This window comes from Actinomadura rubteroloni (genome assembly GCF_002911665.1).
GTDB classification, from domain to species: Bacteria; Actinomycetota; Actinomycetes; order Streptosporangiales; family Streptosporangiaceae; genus Spirillospora; species Spirillospora rubteroloni.
In genome coordinates, this window is the sequence record NZ_MTBP01000002.1 from 122,520 (window position 1) to 141,007 (window position 18,488).

Annotated in this window: 19 protein-coding genes and 3 tRNA genes; 10 read left to right on the forward strand and 12 right to left on the reverse strand. The window is 67.6% G+C overall.

Annotation, left to right across the window (positions count from 1 at the left end):
• The first annotated feature begins 235 nt into the window (after positions 1-235).
• The 6 genes from BTM25_RS11960 to BTM25_RS11985 all read left to right on the forward strand — a co-directional run bounded on the left by BTM25_RS11960 (position 236) and on the right by BTM25_RS11985 (position 3,489).
• A complete protein-coding gene (locus BTM25_RS11960; protein WP_103562993.1) occupies positions 236-1,141 on the forward strand; it encodes a LysR family transcriptional regulator in 906 nt (301 codons plus the stop codon).
• A gap of 43 nt (positions 1,142-1,184) precedes the next feature.
• The gene (locus BTM25_RS11965) at positions 1,185-1,988 is read left to right on the forward strand and encodes a universal stress protein (protein WP_103562994.1); all 804 of its coding nucleotides are present in this window, start codon (positions 1,185-1,187) and stop codon (positions 1,986-1,988) included.
• A 180-nt stretch (positions 1,989-2,168) separates the two neighbouring features.
• Positions 2,169-3,146 (forward strand): CHAP domain-containing protein, encoded by a 978-nt coding sequence (locus tag BTM25_RS11970; RefSeq protein WP_103562995.1) that lies wholly within the window; start codon positions 2,169-2,171, stop codon positions 3,144-3,146.
• 56 nt (positions 3,147-3,202) lie between these two features.
• Positions 3,203-3,274 (forward strand) — tRNA-Gly (locus tag BTM25_RS11975).
• A 36-nt stretch (positions 3,275-3,310) separates the two neighbouring features.
• A tRNA-Cys gene (locus BTM25_RS11980) sits at positions 3,311-3,381 on the forward strand.
• A 33-nt stretch (positions 3,382-3,414) separates the two neighbouring features.
• Positions 3,415-3,489: transfer RNA gene (locus BTM25_RS11985), tRNA-Val, on the forward strand.
• Here BTM25_RS11985 and BTM25_RS30920 read toward each other — a convergent pair.
• The 9 genes from BTM25_RS30920 to BTM25_RS29175 all read right to left on the reverse strand — a co-directional run bounded on the left by BTM25_RS30920 (position 3,440) and on the right by BTM25_RS29175 (position 11,957).
• Positions 3,440-5,383, reverse strand: coding sequence for a recombinase family protein (locus BTM25_RS30920; RefSeq protein WP_407923396.1), 1,944 nt, complete (start codon positions 5,381-5,383; stop codon positions 3,440-3,442). The two genes, BTM25_RS11985 and BTM25_RS30920, sit on opposite strands and share 50 nt — an antisense overlap.
• 370 nt (positions 5,384-5,753) lie before the next feature.
• Positions 5,754-7,643 carry a type IV secretory system conjugative DNA transfer family protein gene (locus BTM25_RS12005; RefSeq protein WP_103562997.1) on the reverse strand — a complete coding sequence of 630 codons (1,890 nt, stop codon included), beginning with the start codon at positions 7,641-7,643 and terminating at the stop codon, positions 5,754-5,756.
• Positions 7,636-7,875, reverse strand: coding sequence for a hypothetical protein (locus BTM25_RS29170; RefSeq protein ID WP_146059039.1), 240 nt, complete (start codon positions 7,873-7,875; stop codon positions 7,636-7,638). The genes BTM25_RS12005 and BTM25_RS29170 overlap by 8 nt, the downstream gene beginning before the upstream one ends.
• Before the next feature lie 135 nt (positions 7,876-8,010).
• The gene (locus BTM25_RS12010; RefSeq protein ID WP_103562998.1) at positions 8,011-8,214 is read right to left on the reverse strand and encodes a hypothetical protein; all 204 of its coding nucleotides are present in this window, start codon (positions 8,212-8,214) and stop codon (positions 8,011-8,013) included.
• A gap of 171 nt (positions 8,215-8,385) precedes the next feature.
• Positions 8,386-8,814 (reverse strand): MT-A70 family methyltransferase, encoded by a 429-nt coding sequence (locus BTM25_RS12015; protein WP_205648091.1) that lies wholly within the window; start codon positions 8,812-8,814, stop codon positions 8,386-8,388.
• A 214-nt stretch (positions 8,815-9,028) separates the two neighbouring features.
• Positions 9,029-9,736, reverse strand: a complete 708-nt coding sequence (locus BTM25_RS12020) for a hypothetical protein (protein WP_146059040.1) — start codon at positions 9,734-9,736, stop codon at positions 9,029-9,031.
• Positions 9,733-10,785 (reverse strand): hypothetical protein, encoded by a 1,053-nt coding sequence (locus BTM25_RS12025; RefSeq protein WP_103563000.1) that lies wholly within the window; start codon positions 10,783-10,785, stop codon positions 9,733-9,735. The genes BTM25_RS12020 and BTM25_RS12025 overlap by 4 nt, the downstream gene beginning before the upstream one ends.
• A gap of 35 nt (positions 10,786-10,820) precedes the next feature.
• Positions 10,821-11,639 (reverse strand): hypothetical protein, encoded by an 819-nt coding sequence (locus BTM25_RS12030; protein WP_103563001.1) that lies wholly within the window; start codon positions 11,637-11,639, stop codon positions 10,821-10,823.
• Positions 11,640-11,726: 87 nt separating this feature from the next.
• Positions 11,727-11,957, reverse strand: a complete 231-nt coding sequence (locus BTM25_RS29175) for a hypothetical protein (protein ID WP_146059041.1) — start codon at positions 11,955-11,957, stop codon at positions 11,727-11,729.
• 307 nt (positions 11,958-12,264) lie between these two features.
• Between BTM25_RS29175 and BTM25_RS29180 the strand changes: the two genes are divergently transcribed.
• Positions 12,265-13,947 (forward strand): hypothetical protein, encoded by a 1,683-nt coding sequence (locus tag BTM25_RS29180; protein WP_146059042.1) that lies wholly within the window; start codon positions 12,265-12,267, stop codon positions 13,945-13,947.
• A 164-nt stretch (positions 13,948-14,111) separates the two neighbouring features.
• Positions 14,112-14,555 carry a hypothetical protein gene (locus tag BTM25_RS12040; RefSeq protein WP_103563003.1) on the forward strand — a complete coding sequence of 148 codons (444 nt, stop codon included), beginning with the start codon at positions 14,112-14,114 and terminating at the stop codon, positions 14,553-14,555.
• 158 nt (positions 14,556-14,713) lie between these two features.
• Here the strand turns inward: BTM25_RS12040 and BTM25_RS12045 are convergent, their stop codons facing one another.
• From BTM25_RS12045 to BTM25_RS12055, 3 genes are all read right to left on the reverse strand, one after another.
• Complete coding sequence (locus tag BTM25_RS12045) at positions 14,714-15,040, reverse strand: hypothetical protein (protein ID WP_146059043.1); 327 nt, start codon at positions 15,038-15,040, stop codon at positions 14,714-14,716.
• 470 nt (positions 15,041-15,510) lie between these two features.
• A complete protein-coding gene (locus BTM25_RS12050; protein ID WP_103563005.1) occupies positions 15,511-16,032 on the reverse strand; it encodes an ATP-binding protein in 522 nt (173 codons plus the stop codon).
• A complete protein-coding gene (locus BTM25_RS12055; RefSeq protein ID WP_103563006.1) occupies positions 16,029-16,352 on the reverse strand; it encodes a recombinase family protein in 324 nt (107 codons plus the stop codon). The genes BTM25_RS12050 and BTM25_RS12055 overlap by 4 nt, the downstream gene beginning before the upstream one ends.
• Before the next feature lie 218 nt (positions 16,353-16,570).
• On the opposite strand from BTM25_RS12055, the gene BTM25_RS12060 reads away from it, so the two are divergent.
• Both BTM25_RS12060 and BTM25_RS12065 read left to right on the forward strand, forming a co-directional pair.
• Positions 16,571-17,737 (forward strand): helix-turn-helix transcriptional regulator, encoded by a 1,167-nt coding sequence (locus BTM25_RS12060; protein WP_103563007.1) that lies wholly within the window; start codon positions 16,571-16,573, stop codon positions 17,735-17,737.
• Positions 17,686-18,468 (forward strand): 5-formyltetrahydrofolate cyclo-ligase, encoded by a 783-nt coding sequence (locus BTM25_RS12065; RefSeq protein ID WP_103563008.1) that lies wholly within the window; start codon positions 17,686-17,688, stop codon positions 18,466-18,468. The genes BTM25_RS12060 and BTM25_RS12065 overlap by 52 nt, the downstream gene beginning before the upstream one ends.
• Positions 18,469-18,488 lie beyond the last annotated feature (20 nt).

An 18,488-nucleotide genomic window follows, 5' to 3' on the forward strand; every position in this document is an offset into this window, starting at 1 on the left:
AAGCCGGAGATATCACCGGGGGACGCTCGGAATCGTACCCGCGTTTGCACCGTTCGCAACCGACTCATTACGAAGAGCAGGCAGCGCGGAAAGCGTGCCGGGAGGCGCGGAAAAGCCCCGTGGAACGGCCGTTCTACGTGCTGCGGAGCCCTCCCCGGGGCCTGCGGGGGAAGGGGAATGTGGCGGTGGCGGACGGCGGCGCGGCCGTCTCCGGCCACCCCCATACGATGGCTTTATGGGCATCGCGCAGCGCGTCCCGGACCTCGGGGCGCTGGAACTGCTGCTCGCCGTCGTCCGGCTCGGGAGCGTCGGCCGGGCGGCGGCGGAACTCGGCGTCACCCAGCCCGCCGCGAGCGCCCGCATCAGCGCCCTGGAGCAACGCCTCGGTCTGGCCCTGCTGGACCGTTCCCCGCGCGGTTCCCTGCCCACCGAGGCCGGGACGCTCCTCGCGGGCTGGGCGCAGCAGGTCGTCACCGCCGCGACGGCCCTGGACGCGGGCGCCGCCGCCCTGCGCGACCGGGACGGCGACCGGCTGCGCGTCGTCGCCAGCCGCACCGTCGCCGAGCACCTGATGCCGGGCTGGCTCGTCGCGCTGGACGGGATGCGGCCCGGGACGTCCGTCGCGCTGCGGACCGCCGCGCCCGCCGCCGTCGCCGAGACCGTCCGGGCGGGCGCCGCCGACCTCGGGTTCGTGGAGGGCGCGCGGACGCCCGCCGGGCTGAGCGGCACGGTCGTCGCGTCCGACCGGCTCGTCGTCGTGGTCGCGCCCGGCCATCCGTGGGCGCGGCGGCGCGGCGTGGACGGCGGCGCGCTGGCCGCGACGCCGCTGATCCTGCGCGCCGAGGGTTCGGGCACCCGCGAGGTCCTGGACCGGGCGCTGGCGGCCCACGGCGGGACCGCTCCCCCGCTGCTCGAACCCGCGTCCACGGCCGCGCTGAAGGCCGCCGTCCTCGCGGGCGCGGCGCCGGGCGTCGTGAGCGAGCGGGCCGTCGCCGCCGAACTGGCGGGCGGACGCCTGGTGCCCGTCCCCGTCGCCGACCTGGACCTGCACCGCCCGCTGCGCGCCGTGTGGCCCGCCGGACGGCGTCCCGCGGGCACCGCGCGCGACCTGGTCGGCCTCGCCCGGCGGTCGCGGCCCTGACCCCGGCGGCGCCGCCCGCGCGCCCGGCGGGGATGCTGGACTCATGATCGGACAGCACCTGCTGGTCGGCTACGCGCCGGGCCGGGGCGGGGACGAGGCCCTGGCGACGGCGTTCGACCTCGTCCGCCACACGGGCGGGCTGGTCACCGTCGCGCACGTCCACCCGCCCGGCCGGCCCGCCGCCGCGACCGAGGCCGCCACCCTGCTCGGACGGCTGCGCACCCGGCTCGACGACCCGGCCACCGAGGTCGTCGCCGTCGCGAGCCGCAGCGTCGGGCGCGGGCTGGCCACCGCCGCCGCCCGCGCGGGCGCCGACGCGATCGTCATCGGCTCGGCGGCGGGCGGGGCGCGCGGCCGGATCACGCTCGGGTCCGCCGCCGACCACCTGCTGCACTCGGCGCCCGAGTCCGTCCTGGTCGTCCCGGCGGGCCACGTCCCCGCCGCGCGGGCCGAACGGCTCACGGTCATGTACGTCGGGCGTCCGCAGTGCGAGGAGGCGGTGCTGCGGGCGTCGGTCGCCGCGCAGGAGTACGGCGTGCCGCTGCGTCTGCTGACGCTCGCGCTGGAGGGCGACCCGCGCGGCCCGCTCCAGGACGACCTGGCGCTCGCGGTCCGGCTCGCGCTTGACTCGTCCGGGCTCGACCCCGACGACGTCAGCGCCGGGCTCGGCGAGGGCGACGACGTGGCGGCGGCGATGGCGGACGCGGGCTGGGACCCGGGCGAGATGATGGTCGTGGCGAGCAGCGAGGACGCGTCGCCGCACCGCGTCTTCCTCAGCGAGATCGGGCTCAAGATGGTGCGCGCGGCGCTGTGCCCGGTCATCGTCCTCCCCCGGGGCTACACGTGACATGGCCCGTCCGGACCATCGCGCGCCTAGTCTGATTTGACCCCATCGCGCCGGGCGCTTGCCGAGGGGTCTTTACCTCGATTACATTCACCCGAGATCAGAACGTGACCTTGAGTCGTCGCGGACCACCCTTGGGTCGGGCTCCCGCCCGCACCTTCGAAGGCGCTTGGGGAGCCCTTGATGGACCCGATCGGCAAGAAGATGCTGGCCGTCGTCAAGTCGGAACTCGGCTACACCGAGAAGGGCGACGGCTACACCAAGTTCGGCGAGTGGTACCGCAAGAACGTGGACGGCGACCACGACGCGTACTTCACCACCGCCCCCTGGTGCGACATGTTCCTCGCCTGGGCCGCGAGCAAGGCGGGCGTCGCCGAGCAGGCCGGGCAGTTCGCGTCCACGATCGAGCACGCCCACTGGTTCCGCGACCACGGCGCGTGGGGCACCAAGCCCGAGCCGGGGGCCTTCGTCTTCTACGACTGGTCCGGCAGCGGGGACATCGACCAGGTCGACCACGTCGGGATCGTCGAGAGCGTCCAGGGCCGCACGATCCACACCATCGAGGGCAACGCCGACGGGTACCAGCTCACCCGCAAGACCCGCAGCCTGGACGACGTCGTCGGCTTCGGCTACCCCGGCAAGATGCCGGTGCCCGAGAAGTACACGCCCAAGCACGCGGCGCCGCCCGCCAAGGTCGAGAACATCGGCGCGGCGCCCGCGTCCGCCGCGCCCGCGCAGGGAGCGCCGCAGCACGACGCGCCCGCGTCCAGCGCGCCGACGGTGCCCGCGCAGGACGTCGTGCTCGGCGGCGTCCTCGCCCTCATCCTCTGCGGGACCGCCGCGCTCGCCGTCGGCCGCGCCACCGCCGCCAAGGCCCCGACGACGCCGCCCATCCGCGTCCGCAAGCGCGGCCGGCACCACCGCACCGCGCCCGTCGAGCTGCCGGTGGGCGTCACCCCCGCCGACCTCGACGCCGCCGAGTCCACCACGACGGTCATGCCGGCCCTGTCCCTCGCCGCCGCCCACGCCGCCGAGGACCACGAGTTCTGGGGCCGCATCGACCGCTTCCGGGACGACGACGACCTCGCCTTCTGGGACGCCCTGCACGCCGCCGTCAGCGACGAGCCCGCCGAGTACGCAACGGCCGCCGAGTTCCGCTAGAGTTAACCCGTCGCCGCGAGGGACCGCCCCGAAAGGGAAGGCCCGAACAGCGTCACGCGGAAGTGGCTCAGGGGTAGAGCATCACCTTGCCAAGGTGAGGGTCGCGGGTTCAAATCCCGTCTTCCGCTCTGAGAGGCCCTTGCACAGCCAGGCGGTCTCGCTCTGGTGGAGTGGCCGAGAGGCGAGGCAACGGCCTGCAAAGCCGTCTACACGGGTTCAAATCCCGTCTCCACCTCTGGTGCCCGCACCGCAGGCGGATGCGGGCCCCGGGCGATTAGCTCAGTGGGAGAGCGCTACCTTGACACGGTAGAGGTCACTGGTTCAATCCCAGTATCGCCCACCAAGCAGGACCCACTAGAACCCCCGTCCGATCGGGTACCTAGCAGCTCCTGCAAGGTCAGATCCCAGGCAGCGCCCTCCCCCTCGGGGAGGGCGCTGTTACCGTTTTCGGGCGCGTTAGCGCCCATGTCGGCCGTAGTGCCGTTCTGGAGGGCGTCGGCCCGCTCCTGCGCCCGCTCGGCCCGCCACGCGCCCTCCAGCGCGTGCAAGCTGGCGAACGGCTCCGTGAGCTCGTAGCCCGTAATCTCGTCTTCCTCCACGTAGAGCGCCTGGAAGATGGCCTGGTTCATGAGCCGTCGTTGGTGGTCGTCGCTCTTGAGGTAGGTCGCCTGCGGGTCTTCCAGCAGCGTCACGGCCAGCTCGATAAGCCGGGCCGCGTCGCTCAAGGTGGCGTCAGTGTCGTCCAACCGGGCGCGCAGCTTGCGGCGCTGCGCCTCAATCTCCCGCAATTTGCCCTTGATCTTTTCCTTGGGCAGTTCCCCGTCCGCCGCCAGGTCGAGCAGGTTGTCCTCCTTCGCATCGAGGGCCGCGAGCTGCGCGCTGAGCTGCTGGTGCAGGAGGCGGGCACCCGCCTCCTTCTCCGCGATGGCCTCGTGCAGGTGCGCCCGCACCGTCGTCACGAACGCCGGAGCAAAGCGGATCGTGTCGTAGTGCGCTTCGACCAGTTCCTCCAGCTTCACCGCGTTGATGTGCGGTGTCATGCAGAACCCCGACTGCCGTCCCCGGCAGAAGAAGTAGAGGTACGTCGTCCCATGCCGGTTCGTCGTCTGCTGCATGATGAGGCGGCCTCGTTCACCCTTGGCCGCACACGCCCCGCAGAACAGCGACCCCTTGAGGTAGTGGTGGTGGACGCGACGGAGCTCGTGGGCGGCGGCCCGTGTTTCGATGATTTCTTGCACGCGGTCGAAGAGGTCCTCGTCGATGATGGCGTCGTGCCGGCCAGGGTGGATCTCGCCCTTGTAGACGACGTAGCCGAGGTAGTAGCGGTCACGCAGCACCTTGGACAGCGTCGTGATCGTCAGCGCCTGCGCCGAGTAGGCGGCGGTCGGCCGGGTGGTGAGGCCACGGTCGTACAGTTCGTCGGTGAGGTCGGCCAGCGTGTAGTCGCCGGTGGCGTACAGCTCGAACGCCTGGCGGATGAGCGGGCCGCGCTCCGGGTCAATGATGACCGTGCGGACTTCCCGGCCGTCGACTCGTTTGGCGGCGTTGAGGTACCCGATGGGCGCGCGGTTGACCGTGCCGCCGTTGCGGACCTTGTTGGCCATCTTGACCTTGATGTCCTCGCCGCTCATGCGGACTTGCAGCTCGTTGAAGATCGCCATGATGCCCTGCATGGCGTCGCCGAGGTAGCCGTCGCCGAAGTTCTCCTTGGCGGAGATGAGGGTGACGCCCATCTTGGCGAGCTGAGCCTTGGTGGCGAGTTCTTCCAGTGCGTTACGGAAGGCGCGGGACATCATGTAGACGATGACGTAGCGCACGGTGGGGCGCTGTTTGAGGTCGGCCATCATCTGTTGGAAGACCGGTCGCTTGTCGATGCTGGTGGCGCTGCGGCCGGGCTCCACGTACTCGTCTGCTACGGTGACGCCCATCGCGTCGGCTTTGGCCTGCGCGATGCGGCGCTGTGTCGGAATGGAGTTGCCCTCTGGGTCGAAGTCGGCGTCGGTGTCCATCTGCTTCTTAGACGACACGCGCAGGTAGAGGAACGCTTCTTCGACAGCGACCGGCTTGTCCTTCCCGCCGTTCGGGATGAGAGCGGCTGGAGTCGGACGCGCCGCAGCAGGCGGGTTGAGGTAGGCGCTTATCGGTGGTTTGTCGTTCATGGCGTTTCCCCTTTCTGGTTGTGCGCGGTTGTCGCGGCGATGACGTCGCGGCCGAACTGCGCGGCGAGCCCCTCCCATTGGCGGCTCGTAATGCCGCCCTGCCGGGTACGCAGCGGCCAGTCGATGATGCGTTTGAGTTCCCGTAGCAGCGCCACGATCTGGAGCTGTGGCGGGTCGCTATCACGGATATGGATGTGCCAGTGTCTTTGTGCCCAGAAGCTGAGGCTCGGCAGCGGCACGTCCGGGACGTACTCGATGCGGATGCTCGGGATGAGCGCGGGTAGCCGTTCGGGCAGGTCGTGCAGCGGCGCGGCAAGCGTCGTGAACAAGGTAGCCGCTTGGGCGCGAGCGACGCGTCGCAGGTCGTCCAGGCCAGTGATTGGCTCACGAGCAAGCGCGCGAAGCTGAGCGAGAACGCTGCGGGTGGGAACGGTGTCGTTTTTGGTTGTCATTGTGATTCCTCCTTTCCCACCCTGCTAGTTATCTTTCTGGTGGCGTAGTTTCGTCTTCGTGGTCGCGCGGCCCGTTGGGCTCGATGCCGTAGTCGTCGGCAGCGGAACTGCGCGGCCAGGAACCAGCCGACACCGAGCGACCGGGAGACGGCGAGGGCGTCGGCCAGCGACAGGGGCAAGTTCAAGAAGCGCGGGGCTTCGTCGACGTAGATCATTCCCGGGTGTGTGCTTGCCTTCGGGTCGTCGGCGCGTTCCTGGGTGGCCTGCCAGAGGTCGGCGATGACGAGTGAGCCGAGGAGCGAGGCCGTTCCCGGTCCGATGAGTCCCTCGTTGAGCGGTACCAGGACGACCTTGTTGTCCCGGAAGGTGTCGCGCAGCCGGAACCGGCTCTCCCGCTGATCTAGCATCCGGGTCAATGCCGGCCGGAGCAGGAATTGGCGCAGCTTGTTCAGTGGCGGGGCGATCACCGCTGCCTGTGCGCCGGGCGACTGCGCCTCGTACCAGGCCCAGAATCCGGCCAGTGCCATGTCGTCGTGGACGCGGCCGACCAGCGGGCGTCGGAACTGCGGATCGGTGAGCAGCCGGGGCAGGTCCAGGAGTGTCGCCGGGCGTGTGGCCGAGCTGGCGCGGGCCAGCGTCCGCAGGGACGCCGAGAAGGTGTCGGCGGTGCGCGGCCCCCAGCCGTCCGCGAACACCGCCTGGAAGACGGCCAGGATTCCGTCGACCACCACGTCGGGGTCGCGGCCGGTGACGTCGAGCGGGTTGAAGCCGACCGGCTGCGCCTCGGCGGCGTCCAGGATGACGACATCGTCAACGCGGTGGTCGGGGACGCGAACGAGGACGTCGTCAATGAGCTGTTTCTTGGGGTCCAAGACCGCGACGGGCCGCCCTGCCTCGATATCCGCCACGATGAGGTGCAGGAGCGCATTGGTCTTGCCGCTCCCGCTCGGTCCGTAGGCGACGGCGTGAAACGTCTGGTCGGTCGCGGAGATGCCGACCGTGCGGTCGTCGCCCGGTGCGGCACTTTGGGCGAAGACACGCGGTCCGGTGTGGACGCCATCCGCGGCCCGTAGCGGGCGCGGATGCAGCGGCGGCAGCCCCGGCAACTCGCCCTCCGGGTAGGGCCAGCCGAGCAGCACGGCCAGTTCATCGACCCCCAGATGCAGCGGCCATCGCCACGGCACCATCCCGAGATCGAGCCGTTTGGGTGCCTCGCGCACCAGGTCCAGCCGTACCCCGGCACTCTGCGCGGTCGCCAGCGCACCCATAAGGCCGAAGAGCAGCGCGCGGCGACGGTCACGATGACGACTGGCAATCCCAAGCCGGACGGTCGCCGCGAACCCGGCTTGCCCGAGCCGTCGCGCCATACGGGCACGGGTCTCAGTGCTGGCAGCGGATTGCCCCCTGCTGAGCAGCGACCACACCGACGAGGCCGGTTCCGCGGGCCGCCCGAGCATCCGGCGCGGCGCATGGGACGGACCGAGTACGACCTGGACGACGAGCGCCTCGGCCGCATGGAGCGGCACGGCCAGGTGCGAGAGCAATGCGCGCGTTGTCGCCTCGGGCGCGTCGGTCCGTAGCGGCAGGCCAGCCGGTCGCAGCCGGACGCGGGCTGCTGCTTGGACGGTGTCACGTCTTAGCGGGGACGCTCCCGTGACGAACTGCGTGCCAGGCATGGCCGCGCCGAGCTGACGGCGCAGCCGTGCCAAATCATCAGATCGGCTGCCCAGCAGGTACCGCACGCCAGCGGTATCCGCGCGGGCTTCGAGGACCAGCCGGGCCGAGCCTGCCGACGCCAGATGCGTCAGCCACTCGACCACCCGGTCCACAGCCAGCGGCCGAGGAAAGTGGAGCTCACCGAACACCAGACGGGTCGTGTCAGCCATCCCGGCCTTCTTTCGGTGCGGCCTGGGCGTCATCCGCTTCGTGGCGGTCCCGCCGCTTCTCGCCCTGCTGGGCTTCGTGGTCGGCCTGCGCCTGCCGCTCGGCTTCGGCTTGGGCCAGGCTGAGCAACGCCTGGCCGAGCTTGCGCATGTCGGGCGGGTCGCGGCGCACCCCTCGTACGCGGAACCGGCGCTCCTCACGCCGCTGCCGCTTGGTTGTTTTTCGTCTTCCCATCTCCAACCTCCTTTCTGGCTGTTGACATTTGTCAACGGTTGCCTCATCTATCTGTTGCGGAAAACGGCGAATCCGTCAACGATGTTTGTGTTTTCCACAACGTCTTTCTCTGAATACACATAACAGGGGTAGGCGTCACCATTGGGACTTTCTCCAGCGCACCACCGCCACGACGCACCACACCACTCCGGCGACTCCCGCCGCGCCGAGCAGCCACGGCACGACCAGCCGCAGATAGGTGATTGCAACGTTCAGGGCGACCGCCGAGCCAAGAACCAGCAAGCTGATCCGGAACAGCGTTTGGAACGGGTTGTGCCAGGGGTTCGGCTGTTCCCCCATCGTTCAGCCCTCCCGCTTCTTGGTGCGGTCGCTCGGCACCGGATATCCAGGAATAGAGAGGTCAGCGGAAATCTCGTTCCCCCAGACGAACCATGCTTTGTCGCTCGGTGGCCGACGCCGCGCGAACAGTTCGAGGTACGGGCCGGGCGTCAGGCGCTCGATAACGGCGAACTATTCCTCCGGTTTGTGGCTGTGCTCTTGCACTGGCGCGGGCATCCACGTCGGCTGGTTCCTGGCCAGCACATGCGCCCGGCCACGGGTTGCGAGCAGCAGGTGTTCACTGGCATTCCGCAAGTAGTGGCCGAGGCCAAGGCGGAACTTGATCCAGGTCAACGGTGACCGAACGGTAAAGCCCCAGGCTTCCGCAATGTCGTAGCCATCGCGCAGAGTGGCATTGGTACACCACAGCCAGAGAAAGGCGTCCTCTTCGGCGAGATCACTCACAGGCATCGCCTTTATCCGGTTCAGCGACATGAGCGGATAATGACGCGACGCCCCGCGCGTGCCATGTTGCATCACGTCCCACGGCGGGTCCGCGAGAATCGTCCTGAATTTCGACGGAACGCGTCGTTGGTTCGCTGGCTGCTTGTTCTCGTCCATGTGGGTGGTCCCTCCTTTCCCAGTCCCGGGACGCGTTTTGGTGTCCTCGGGTCTGGGTGTAGGTATGACGTGTCGTGACGTTCGGGGCAATCGTCGTTTCGCCCGAAGGTTCGCCCGAATATTCGTCCGGTGCGACGGTGCTGCGCCTCTTACTGGCGGGCTCGTTTTGGCGCGTGCTGTGGCCGAGTAATGCCGTTGTGGAATGCGCGACGGATTACGGCGGCTCGCCTGGTATCGCGCTGCCGGGCCGGTGGGTGGTGAGGCTGCGCAGCAGCGCCCGCGCGACCGCCCCCGGGCGGGCGTCGCGGGTAATGGGTGTGACGGAGATGGGTGAGGCGAAGCGGCTGGCGGGGACCGCGTTACCGAGGACGACCGCGTGGACGTCGCCGGGGAAGGCCGCCAGGTCGGTCATTGCCTTGGCCGGGTCGTCGTCCAGGAGGAGGAAGTCCGACAAGACGACCAAGGTCGTGGCGTGGTCGGGGTGGGCGTCGGCGAGGGCGGTGGCGCGGGTGAGGCTGGGGCCGAGGACGCTGCACCCCGCGTCGCCGTGCGGCAGGCGGAGTCCGGCGCGCAGGCGGGGCAGGTTGCGGCGCTGGAGCGGCAGCGGCGGAACGTCGCCGCGTGAGGGTGTGTCGAAGTGCAGCACCGCGCCGAGCTCGCGCCGCGTGCCGTGCCGGGCGACCAGGGAGAAGGCCGCGTCGACTTCGGCGAAGCGGTTGCTGGTCGGGTCGGTGCCGCCGGGCGTGACGACGGAGCCGGAGTTGTCGAACATCGCGATGAGCAAGGTCGGCGTAGTAGCGGGGTGTCCGGGGTGGCCGAGCGCTGAGGCGTGCAGCCCCGACGCCGCCGGCGGGCGTTGCGTCGGCGAGCCGAGCAGGCGGCTCGGGACCAGGACGCCGGGCAGACGACCGTGGCGGGTCATGCCGCCCCGCCTCGCCGTGTCCGCCGCCCGATGATCCCGCTGGTCTCACCGGCCGGGTAGCCGTGCCCGAAGACGTGCGGGTTGCGGCGCAGCACCCGCCAGCCCAGCGCCTCGACGCGTTTGCCCGCGGCCCGGCCGCGCAGCTCGTGCTCGACGCGCAGCGACCGGGCCGCTTCCGCCGCCTCGGCCCGTTCGCGTAGCGGCGCGGCGGCGGCCAGGGTGCGGTGCCGTTTCTCCGCGCGGTGGGCGCGTTTGGCTGCGCCCGCGATGAGGTCGGCGACCTCGTCGGCGGAGGCGTAGCCCAGCAGCAGCGACCCGAGCGCGCTGGCCGCCGCCAGCATCCCGAACGTCGCCCCGGCGGCGCCGCCCTCGATGGAGCCGCGCAGCGTGAACACTCCCGCCGCCACCAGCACCACGACGAGCAGCGACAGCAGCCCGACCAGCCGCACCACCCCGGTGCCCTCGTCGGTGGGGGCGAACAAGCGCCGGTAGCGCTGTTCGTCGGCGGTGAGGGTGTCGGGGTCGCGGCGGCGTCCCCGCGCCATGCGCAGGTACTTCAGCTCCGCCCCGACCAGCCCGGCGCACCCAGCGGCGACGCCCGAGGCCAGTGCTTGCCCGAACGCGATATACACAATGTCGCCACCCGTGACGGCGGCCGACCAGACCCCGGCCGTGTCGCCGAGCACCAGGACCAGCCAGCACAGCCAGTACCGCCACTTCGCGCCCGGCTCCCGCCGCGTGTGGGGTGACAAGGTCTGGAACGCGTGCCGGTAATCGGCAGTGGCCTGCCGCACCGTGGCCGCGCTTTCAAGCAGCAGGAGCCCGGCCGCGTCCGCCGCTTGCTCGAGCCCGTGCGCCCGCATCTGGAACGGGCGGGCCTGGTGCTCGCCCTCGGCGGGCCAGCTCCATTCCTGCTCCTCGGCCAGGGCATGGAACTCCTGCTCGACGTAACTGACGCCCACGCCCGACGGGCGCGGATGCCCGCCCACCTCATCCAGCCGCGCCACGGAGATGGCGTCGGCGTCCTGCACCCAGGCGTCCACCGGCATGCCCGCCCGCCTGGACCGCCCCAGCTTCGGCGGCTTCACTGGCCCGCCACCGCGTCGTCGCTGACCGACACGCAACGGGACGCGCCCGCCCGGCGGCACACCGCGTCATAGAAGGCGACCAGCCCCTCAACGACCGCCGAGGACGGCGGCTTGCCCGCCACCCGGCCGAGCCCCGCCACCGTGATCCACGAGCCCGGCAACGCCGGCATGCTCACCCGCTCGGCGAGCCCGCGCACGTGGCTGCTGTTCGCCAACGCCGCGCCGGAAAGCTTCACCGGGCCGACGTTCTGAAAGCCGTCCGTGAACACGAACAGCCGGAGCCGGTAACCGCTGCCGAGCTGCCGGGACCACTCACCCGCCAGCCGGTACGCCCCCGTGATGTCACTCCCGCCCCGGTCCAGACGCCGCACCGCCGGGCCGTAACCCCGCCGCACCTGCGTCACGACCCGGCCGACCACACGCGGCACCCGCCGCAACCGGGCGTTCGTGGTCGCGCCCGCAAGCGGCAGCGCCCCCTCGAACAACACGGTCTCCGTCGCGCTGGACGAGGAGAACACGGCCACCCGCACGCGCCCGCCGCAGACGGCGGCCGTGCGCACGAGCTGTTCCACCGCGGCCAGCCGCTCCCCGGCGATCTGCGCCGAGGCACTCGACCCCGTGCCGTCGAGCTGGACGTCCACAGCGGGCCGCGGGCCTTTGCCGCACGCGGCGAGGATGCTCTGGTCACGACCGAGCTCCCCAGCCGGCGACCCCCCGAACGTGCAAGCGGCGAGCGACGCCAGGGCGAGACCGGAGGCGGCCACCACGGGCAGCACCCGCCGCCCGGAAAATGAGGTCAGGAATGAATGGGACATGAAACGGCTCCTCACAGAAGTGAATGGATGAGGCGAGGGGCCGCGACGGCCGGACGCGGGGCGAACCAGCACCCGGCCGTCGCGGTATTACTCGGCGCCGGGGTGGTCGAGCGTGCGGCGCAGCCGGTCGATCTCGGCGCGCAGCGCAGAGTTCTCACGCCGGATACGGGACTGCTCACGGTTCAGGCGGAAGAGGTCGAGCCGAACGCGCACCATTCCAGCCAGCACCACGGCGAAGATCCCTCCGGTGATAGCCGAGGCGAGCGCCAGCCACAGCGCGGCCAGCGGCCCTCCGCTACGCGTGAGGTCGAAGACCACTCCGGCGAGGAACGCGATAGCAGCCGTGAGGACGTAGTTGGCCCACAGCCCAGGTGTTGAAGAGGAAGACGGGACGAACTGGTCCGTCCGTACTTCCTCTGAGCGACGCTGGCCGGAGAGGCTGCGCCCGTCAACGTGGGAGTGGTCGGACTTGGTACGGAGGTGACGTACGCGGTCTGTCCATGTGCCAAGCTCTCGGAACACTGCTACCTCCTCGATCGCGCCCTTCCGGGTGCTGAGATCGAGGAAATCAAGTAGAATCCGAGGAATCAGGATTAATCAGGACGATATCAGGAAAGTTCAGGAGATGACTGAAGAGGCGATGTCTGCGGAGAGGAGACGGCGTCTTGTCAAAGAGCTAGTTGAACTTCGAAAACGAGGCATTGTCCGCATCAGAAGCAATAAGCATGAGCCACAAGATTTTTCACTCATCGAAGAGATCGCACAATCTTACGCCGGCGACGGAGAAGATCTTGTCTCCGCTCTAGAATCACTTTTCCGCAACGCCATCGCAAACATGACACCTGGCGTCATGCGTGAATTGGCAACGATAATTTTTGGATTCCATTCCGACATAACGGATGCGCAGCCAATTAAGTGGCACAAAGAGGCTTTGGCGCTATTCCCATTCGTGGGCTCTGATGCGTACCGGGAAAAACAAGAAACGGAAGCGCTGAACCTTCTAGCGGCTGAGATCGAGGCGATTTCAGCCTCAAAAATGTCCAGCGGTGCACAGTTGCACACCCGAGAAGACCCGGGTTTCGTCCATGAAATTTTGGACCCGGAGTCATCTTCGCGACTCGTTCGCAAGCTGCTTCCATCGATCGACCAACAAGACCGTATGCGGATCTATCTCCTACTCGGAGGGCAGCGCCGTGCCATCGAGCAAGCGTGTAAATACCTCGCAGAGAATAGCGATATAAGCGTTCAAGACTTTTGCTACATGACGGTGCGCGACCCAGAACTCATCATGGAGGCTATCGCGGAGGCATCAGAACGTCCTCTCAACTTCGTTTACCGGAGCTTGATAGCTAAGCTCACAGACGAAGATCCCCGCGCTCTTGAAGTCTTGCAGCTTCTAGCGTTCCTGCCGAGCTCATTCGTCCCAGCCGAATACATTATGTCGTACCTACTCGGTCAAACGCTCATTGAAAAGAAGGATCTCTCCCTTGCATTGATGGCATTCAACAAAGCCATGCTACCTCTTCGCAAGTATGAATTTGTCAAAATGGACGACTACAAGATAATGATGAACCCGCTTACGCAAGAGATATTGCGAAGCGTATTTCGCAGCCGTATTGACAACGTCTTTGAGAAAGCTCGCCCGCTCTTCGCAATCGAAGACCCTCTGTGTTTTTTGGAACATGGGTGGGGTGGCTACACTATCGCGGGACGAGAAGTCGCAAACTTTGTTCTCTGGGTCCGCTTTAAGGATCGGAAATATAACAGGAGCATCCTCGAAAGACAGGGCAAGCTTGGTGGTCCGGCATGGACTGAGCTGATCCACTGGCGCATCTGGGGAGAGGCGAAGTGGCGCAATTTTGGCGCCTGGCTGTCCCTCTGGAACTCAACCGCGAAGAAGCGAATTGCAGAGGAAAAGGTTGGGGGCTTTTCTGTTTTTGACGTCGAATTCTCAGAAATGGGATTGCAGCCCTTGCAAATTGCAGAGATAAACGACATGAAGGATGATGGTGCAATCCCTAAATCAACAGCGCGTCGACATTTCCAAAGGACCCTGGATAGACAAGTCGGCGAAGACAATGACGCAACCAAAGCCGAACGCCAGGACAGAATATCTGAAAATATGGCCGAGCTTAGGAAACTAACCATCGGGCGCTTCATAGAAACTGATATTGGAAAGCTCGACTACGCCCAAATCGATCCTACTTGGATTGACGGCGGCGGCGAACTTGTCCGGCCCGATCTCTGCCACCCCGGGAGGATTCTTGAAGAAATCGATCAGCTCGATAAGAAGAAGGCGAAAGATTAACTCGTATCGCACCATCGACACGCTGACAAGTATTGCATTTATGAGCAAAATATGTTAATATATTAATTGGTCGGGCTTGCTTGTGTTTTTCGGCCGGACGCCCTGTCAACCAGCAATATCGCTTGTTGGCGGCGTGTCCCGTCCGAAAACACGAAGGGCACGTCATGACACCTGATGAGATGGAACTCGCCGATTCAGAGGCGATGAAGCGCAAAGGCTTCGAGGCTGGCGAACCTGTCTTCGAGTGGGGAGTCGGCGACGAGATCACGGTCGACAACCTCCTCAACGCCCTGAAGGGCGATGGTGGCGCCGCACCCCTTCGCATCCAGGGAACCAACCAGGAAGCGCCGATCTATGTCCATGTCCAGTACGTCAGGAAGGTGTTCGAGCCCCGCGAACTGGATCCCGAAGAGCAGGCGCGAGAGCATCAGCCGCTGGAAACGCACTTCGATGGCTGCTGGCTTTTCGAAGGGTGGATGACCGAGCTGCACTACGCGGTGCCGAAGGTCGTCCGGATTCGTGGCTATCTCGATGTCTACGCCCTCCTCATGCAGCGTATCCCCGACCATCCGGATCCCAATGGGATCATCGAGCGCATCGACACGTAACCACGAGTCGGGCCGCAACCCCGCGCAACGCAACCTAGAATACCCCGTGTCAGGTTGTTGTCGCGGGGTATTCTATTTATAGACATGATAAAATGGGGCATCCCTAGGTGAACATCAGTACCTAGGAATGCCCCTTCGCCTTTCCGGAGCTCGCGCCCCTACTCGGCGTTCCCGCCAGAGGTCTTCCCTCGGCTGCGGGTCGTGCTGGGCTTCTCCGGGGCGGGTTCGCCCTCGCCGATCAGCCCTTCGAGCGCCTTGGCTTCCGCCTCGAACGCTTCCTTGCGCTTCACCAGGTCCGCCCGCGCCTTTTCGCGGAGCTTGGGGTCCGCGAGCTTGGCGGCGATCCATGCGTGCAGCGCTTCGATTCCCGCATCGTTGAGCGTCAGGTCCGTGAGCGCGACCACAGAATCGAGTTGCTGCTTGAACGCAGGGGGGACGCGGATGGCGATGGTTCGTACCTCGCCACCCGCCGGTTGCTCGGTCATCGAGCCTCCTCGTTGAAGTGCGGCCGGCGAACCCTCGATGTGAGTTCGTCTTGGTAAGCCGCAGAACAACGACGAGGCGATGGACATGTGAGCCGTTGACGACTGTCAACACTTCTATTTATGCACGCCCGTTGATAATTGTCAACGTTTTTCCATCGTGAAGCATCTGCGGCGCATTTGTTGCCCGAAAATGGAGCGGACGTCGCGACGTGCGACGTCTACTGCCTGGCTGCGTCGCCGTCCCGCGGCCGGACCCCGGATTGAATTCGCTCAAGCGCAGCCGCGCCGTACCGAACGGTGTACTGCCGAGCTTCCAGCACCCACCGCACGACAAGCCAGTGCGCGGCGCAGCAACGCAGTGTCCGCACGCCAGAGGCGGTTACGACTAGCGCGGCCGGTTGGCCGCACCGGTCACACGCCTCGTCGTCCCCGGTACAGGCCGACACGAGGTAATCCGTCGATGGAACCATTTAGCAGTCCTGGCAGGTCGGAGCCGGGTCGGTACCGACGTCCGAGAGAACCGCCCAGACGACTTTGCTGTGGTTGTTGTAGGGAGCCGAGCCCCATTCGTCGCTGAGGGCGTCGACCAGAAGCAGGCCGCGCCCGGCTTCGGCGTCGAGGCCGGGCGTCTGGCGTACCGGATAGCCGGGGAGCGCATCCCACACCGCGATAATGAGCGAATCGTCGTCAGTGAACAGGCACAGCTTAAACATGTGCCGCACGGTGATGTTCTCGGACGGCGTGGCCGTCGTCAGGCCGGCCGCCTTGATGACGTTGGTAACAATCTCGGAGACGACCAGCTCGGCGTCGCGGACGAGGCCGACCATCCCGAATTGGCGGACGACGTCCCGCGTGAACTGGCGGGCCAGGTCGGCAGCGTGCTGGAACGCGAGGAGCGTGACGTCGGCCTGCATCTGGCGGCGCGTATCGGTCGCCCGGTGGCGTCCCGGGCCGGTGGCCGCTGTCAGGCAGTCGGGCGGCTCGGCGTTCATGACCGCTGCCCCTGCACGACCCAGATACGCGCCCCGGTCTCGTGCTCGATGTGCTGGCGCATGGCCTCTTGCAGACCGGGCAGCCGGGCGAAGTGCCAGAGGGACGGCACGATGATGTCCCGCACGCCGTCGCGCCTCAGCGCGGCGATCAGGCGGTCGAAGGCCGGTTCGGTACTGGTGAGCGCCTCGGCGAACACTTCCCCGAGCGCGAAGCCCTCGCGGCGGGCGTAGACGGCCAGCTCGTGCCGGAGCGGGCCGATTTCATCCTGCAAGACACCATTGCCCGTGATGCGTATATAGCCGTACATCGGGCGTTCCATTCGCCTCTCCTTTCGCCTGGTCACCCGGTTGGGCGACGGCCCTGTGCGGCGGCACCGCCCAACCGGGCGTAGGGGCCAGACAACCGGCCTGACCTGCAAAAACCCACGGCGAAAGGGATGCGCTTCTGAGGCAAAAATGGCGCACGGGGTCCGTTGACCTGGGCGGGTACGGGTGGGCGCGGTACCGTGGCCTTCCCCGGAACCCCTGGAAGGGTGTTATGGCGGCCAAACGGGTTCGGTTGGCCCAGCGGCGAAAAGCGGCCGGATACAGCCAGGAAGACCTCGCGGAACTGCTCGGCGTCGAACGGTCAACGATCGTCCGGTGGGAAGGCGCTGCGACCGAGCCGCAGCCGTGGTTGCGGCCGAAGCTGGCGGAGGCGCTGAATATCCCGCCGGAGAAACTGCAAGCCCTGCTCGATGACGTCGCGGTCGTGCGCGGCCCGTCCGACGAACGGCTCCAGCAAGCCGTCCAGGACCCCGCGCGAGTCGACCTGGTCGCGGTGGCGCAGCTCCACGAGCGGGTGCGCCGTCTCGATGAGCAGTACGACGCGCTTCCCTCGACGGCGCTCCTTGGGCCAGCCGGCCATGTCCACGCTCACATCCGGGTGCTCCGCGACCATGCCCGCGACCGCCGTGTCCGGCGCAGCTTGTTCGAGGTCGAAGCCGAATCGGCGACGTTCATGAGTCAACTGGTGTGGGACGTCAGCCAGCGTCGCGACCACACCGCGCCGCTTGGCTACCTGGACGAGGCCATCGCGTGCGCCCGGCAGGCGCGCGACCCGGCCACCGAGGCGTATGCCACCTTGCGCAAGAGCTTCCTCGCGCTCTACGGCGTCGGTGACCCAGAAGAAGGCGTCGCCCGCGCGGCCGAAGCCGCGGACATCGCCCGGCAGACGAGCCCGGCGCTTACCGGCCTGGCCCTGCTCCACGTCGCCGAGGGCCACGCCATGCGCGGCGACCTCGCCGACTGCGAAGCCGCCCTCGGCAGCGCCGAGAAGCAGTTCGACCGCGTGACGCCCGACGACGTGGGGGCCGACTACTACACCGTCAACGAGTTCAACCGGCTGGCAGGCTCCTGCTACCTGGCGCTTAACCTGCCCGAACGCGCCGAACCGATCCTGCGGACAACGGCCGCGTCACTCGCCGCCAAGAAGAAGAGCCAGGCCATCGCGTACGGGAACCTCACCCTGTCACTCATCCGCCAGAACAAGCGCGACGAAGCGGGCGAAGCCATGCATCACACCATTGATGCGGTCGAGCTGACACGAGGCGGCGGCGGGCTTAACCTGGCGTTCACCGCCGGACGGGAGCTCCGGCGGTGGCAGGGGGAACCGTGGGTGCAGGACGTACAGGATCGGCTCCTCGCCCTGATGGCGGCGGTCTAGGGGACGCGACCGACAGGGCGAACACCGACCGAGCGAAGCAGGCCGTCCGGGACCGCGTCTGGCGGCTGCTGGAACGCGAAGGTGCCGCCCCGGAGGGGTCGTACGGCAAGATCCCCGGTTTCCGCGGTACGGAGGCGACCGCCGAGCGCTTGGCCGAGCTGGACCTGTGGCGCGACGCCCACACCGTGAAGGCGAACCCGGATTGGGCACAGCTCCCCGTCCGGGTGCGCGCCCTGCGTGACGGCAAGCTCCTCTATATGGCGGTGCCGCGCATGGCGACGCTCCAGCCCTTCTACCTACTCGACCCCGACACCCTGGAGCTACCGCCCGAGGAAGCCGCCGAGAAGAAGGGCGCTGCACAGGTGGCCCGCCGCGTCGGCGTCGAGGACATGCGCCCGATCGACGTGGTGGTCTGCGGCAGCGTGGCGGTCAACCGGGCCGGGGCGCGCATCGGGAAGGGCGCGGGCTACTCCGACCTTGAAGTCGCGCTGCTCATCGAGGCGGGGCTCGTCACCGACGAGACGGTCATCGTGGCACCCGTCCACCAGCTTCAGGTCGTGGACGAGGACATCCCGGAGACGGCGCACGACTTCAGCGTTGATGTGATCGTGACACCGGACGAGGTGATTCGGTGCTCGGGGCGTCGCCGGCCGCGTGGGGTGATCTGGGAGGACCTGACGGCAGAGAAGGTGGCGGGGATACCCGTACTAGCAGCACTTTACAATTCTTAGGCCCACCCCCTCTTGCGGAT

Bases quoted from the DNA above. Each gene is read 5' to 3' on its own strand.
- BTM25_RS11960 (WP_103562993.1), top strand. From the start codon at position 236: ATGGGCATCGCGCAGCGCGTCCCGGACCTCGGGGCGCTGGAACTGCTG.
- BTM25_RS11965 (WP_103562994.1), top strand. From the start codon at position 1,185: ATGATCGGACAGCACCTGCTGGTCGGCTACGCGCCGGGCCGGGGCGGG.
- BTM25_RS11970 (WP_103562995.1), top strand. From the start codon at position 2,169: ATGGACCCGATCGGCAAGAAGATGCTGGCCGTCGTCAAGTCGGAACTC.
- BTM25_RS30920 (WP_407923396.1), bottom strand. From the start codon at position 5,383: ATGGGAGGGGCTCGCCGCGCAGTTCGGCCGCGACGTCATCGCCGCGAC.
- BTM25_RS12005 (WP_103562997.1), bottom strand. From the start codon at position 7,643: ATGGCTGACACGACCCGTCTGGTGTTCGGTGAGCTCCACTTTCCTCGG.
- BTM25_RS29170 (WP_146059039.1), bottom strand. From the start codon at position 7,875: ATGGGAAGACGAAAAACAACCAAGCGGCAGCGGCGTGAGGAGCGCCGG.
- BTM25_RS12010 (WP_103562998.1), bottom strand. From the start codon at position 8,214: ATGGGGGAACAGCCGAACCCCTGGCACAACCCGTTCCAAACGCTGTTC.
- BTM25_RS12015 (WP_205648091.1), bottom strand. From the start codon at position 8,814: ATGGACGAGAACAAGCAGCCAGCGAACCAACGACGCGTTCCGTCGAAA.
- BTM25_RS12020 (WP_146059040.1), bottom strand. From the start codon at position 9,736: ATGACCCGCCACGGTCGTCTGCCCGGCGTCCTGGTCCCGAGCCGCCTG.
- BTM25_RS12025 (WP_103563000.1), bottom strand. From the start codon at position 10,785: ATGCCGGTGGACGCCTGGGTGCAGGACGCCGACGCCATCTCCGTGGCG.
- BTM25_RS12030 (WP_103563001.1), bottom strand. From the start codon at position 11,639: ATGTCCCATTCATTCCTGACCTCATTTTCCGGGCGGCGGGTGCTGCCC.
- BTM25_RS29180 (WP_146059042.1), top strand. From the start codon at position 12,265: ATGACTGAAGAGGCGATGTCTGCGGAGAGGAGACGGCGTCTTGTCAAA.
- BTM25_RS12040 (WP_103563003.1), top strand. From the start codon at position 14,112: ATGACACCTGATGAGATGGAACTCGCCGATTCAGAGGCGATGAAGCGC.
- BTM25_RS12045 (WP_146059043.1), bottom strand. From the start codon at position 15,040: ATGACCGAGCAACCGGCGGGTGGCGAGGTACGAACCATCGCCATCCGC.
- BTM25_RS12050 (WP_103563005.1), bottom strand. From the start codon at position 16,032: ATGAACGCCGAGCCGCCCGACTGCCTGACAGCGGCCACCGGCCCGGGA.
- BTM25_RS12055 (WP_103563006.1), bottom strand. From the start codon at position 16,352: ATGGAACGCCCGATGTACGGCTATATACGCATCACGGGCAATGGTGTC.
- BTM25_RS12060 (WP_103563007.1), top strand. From the start codon at position 16,571: ATGGCGGCCAAACGGGTTCGGTTGGCCCAGCGGCGAAAAGCGGCCGGA.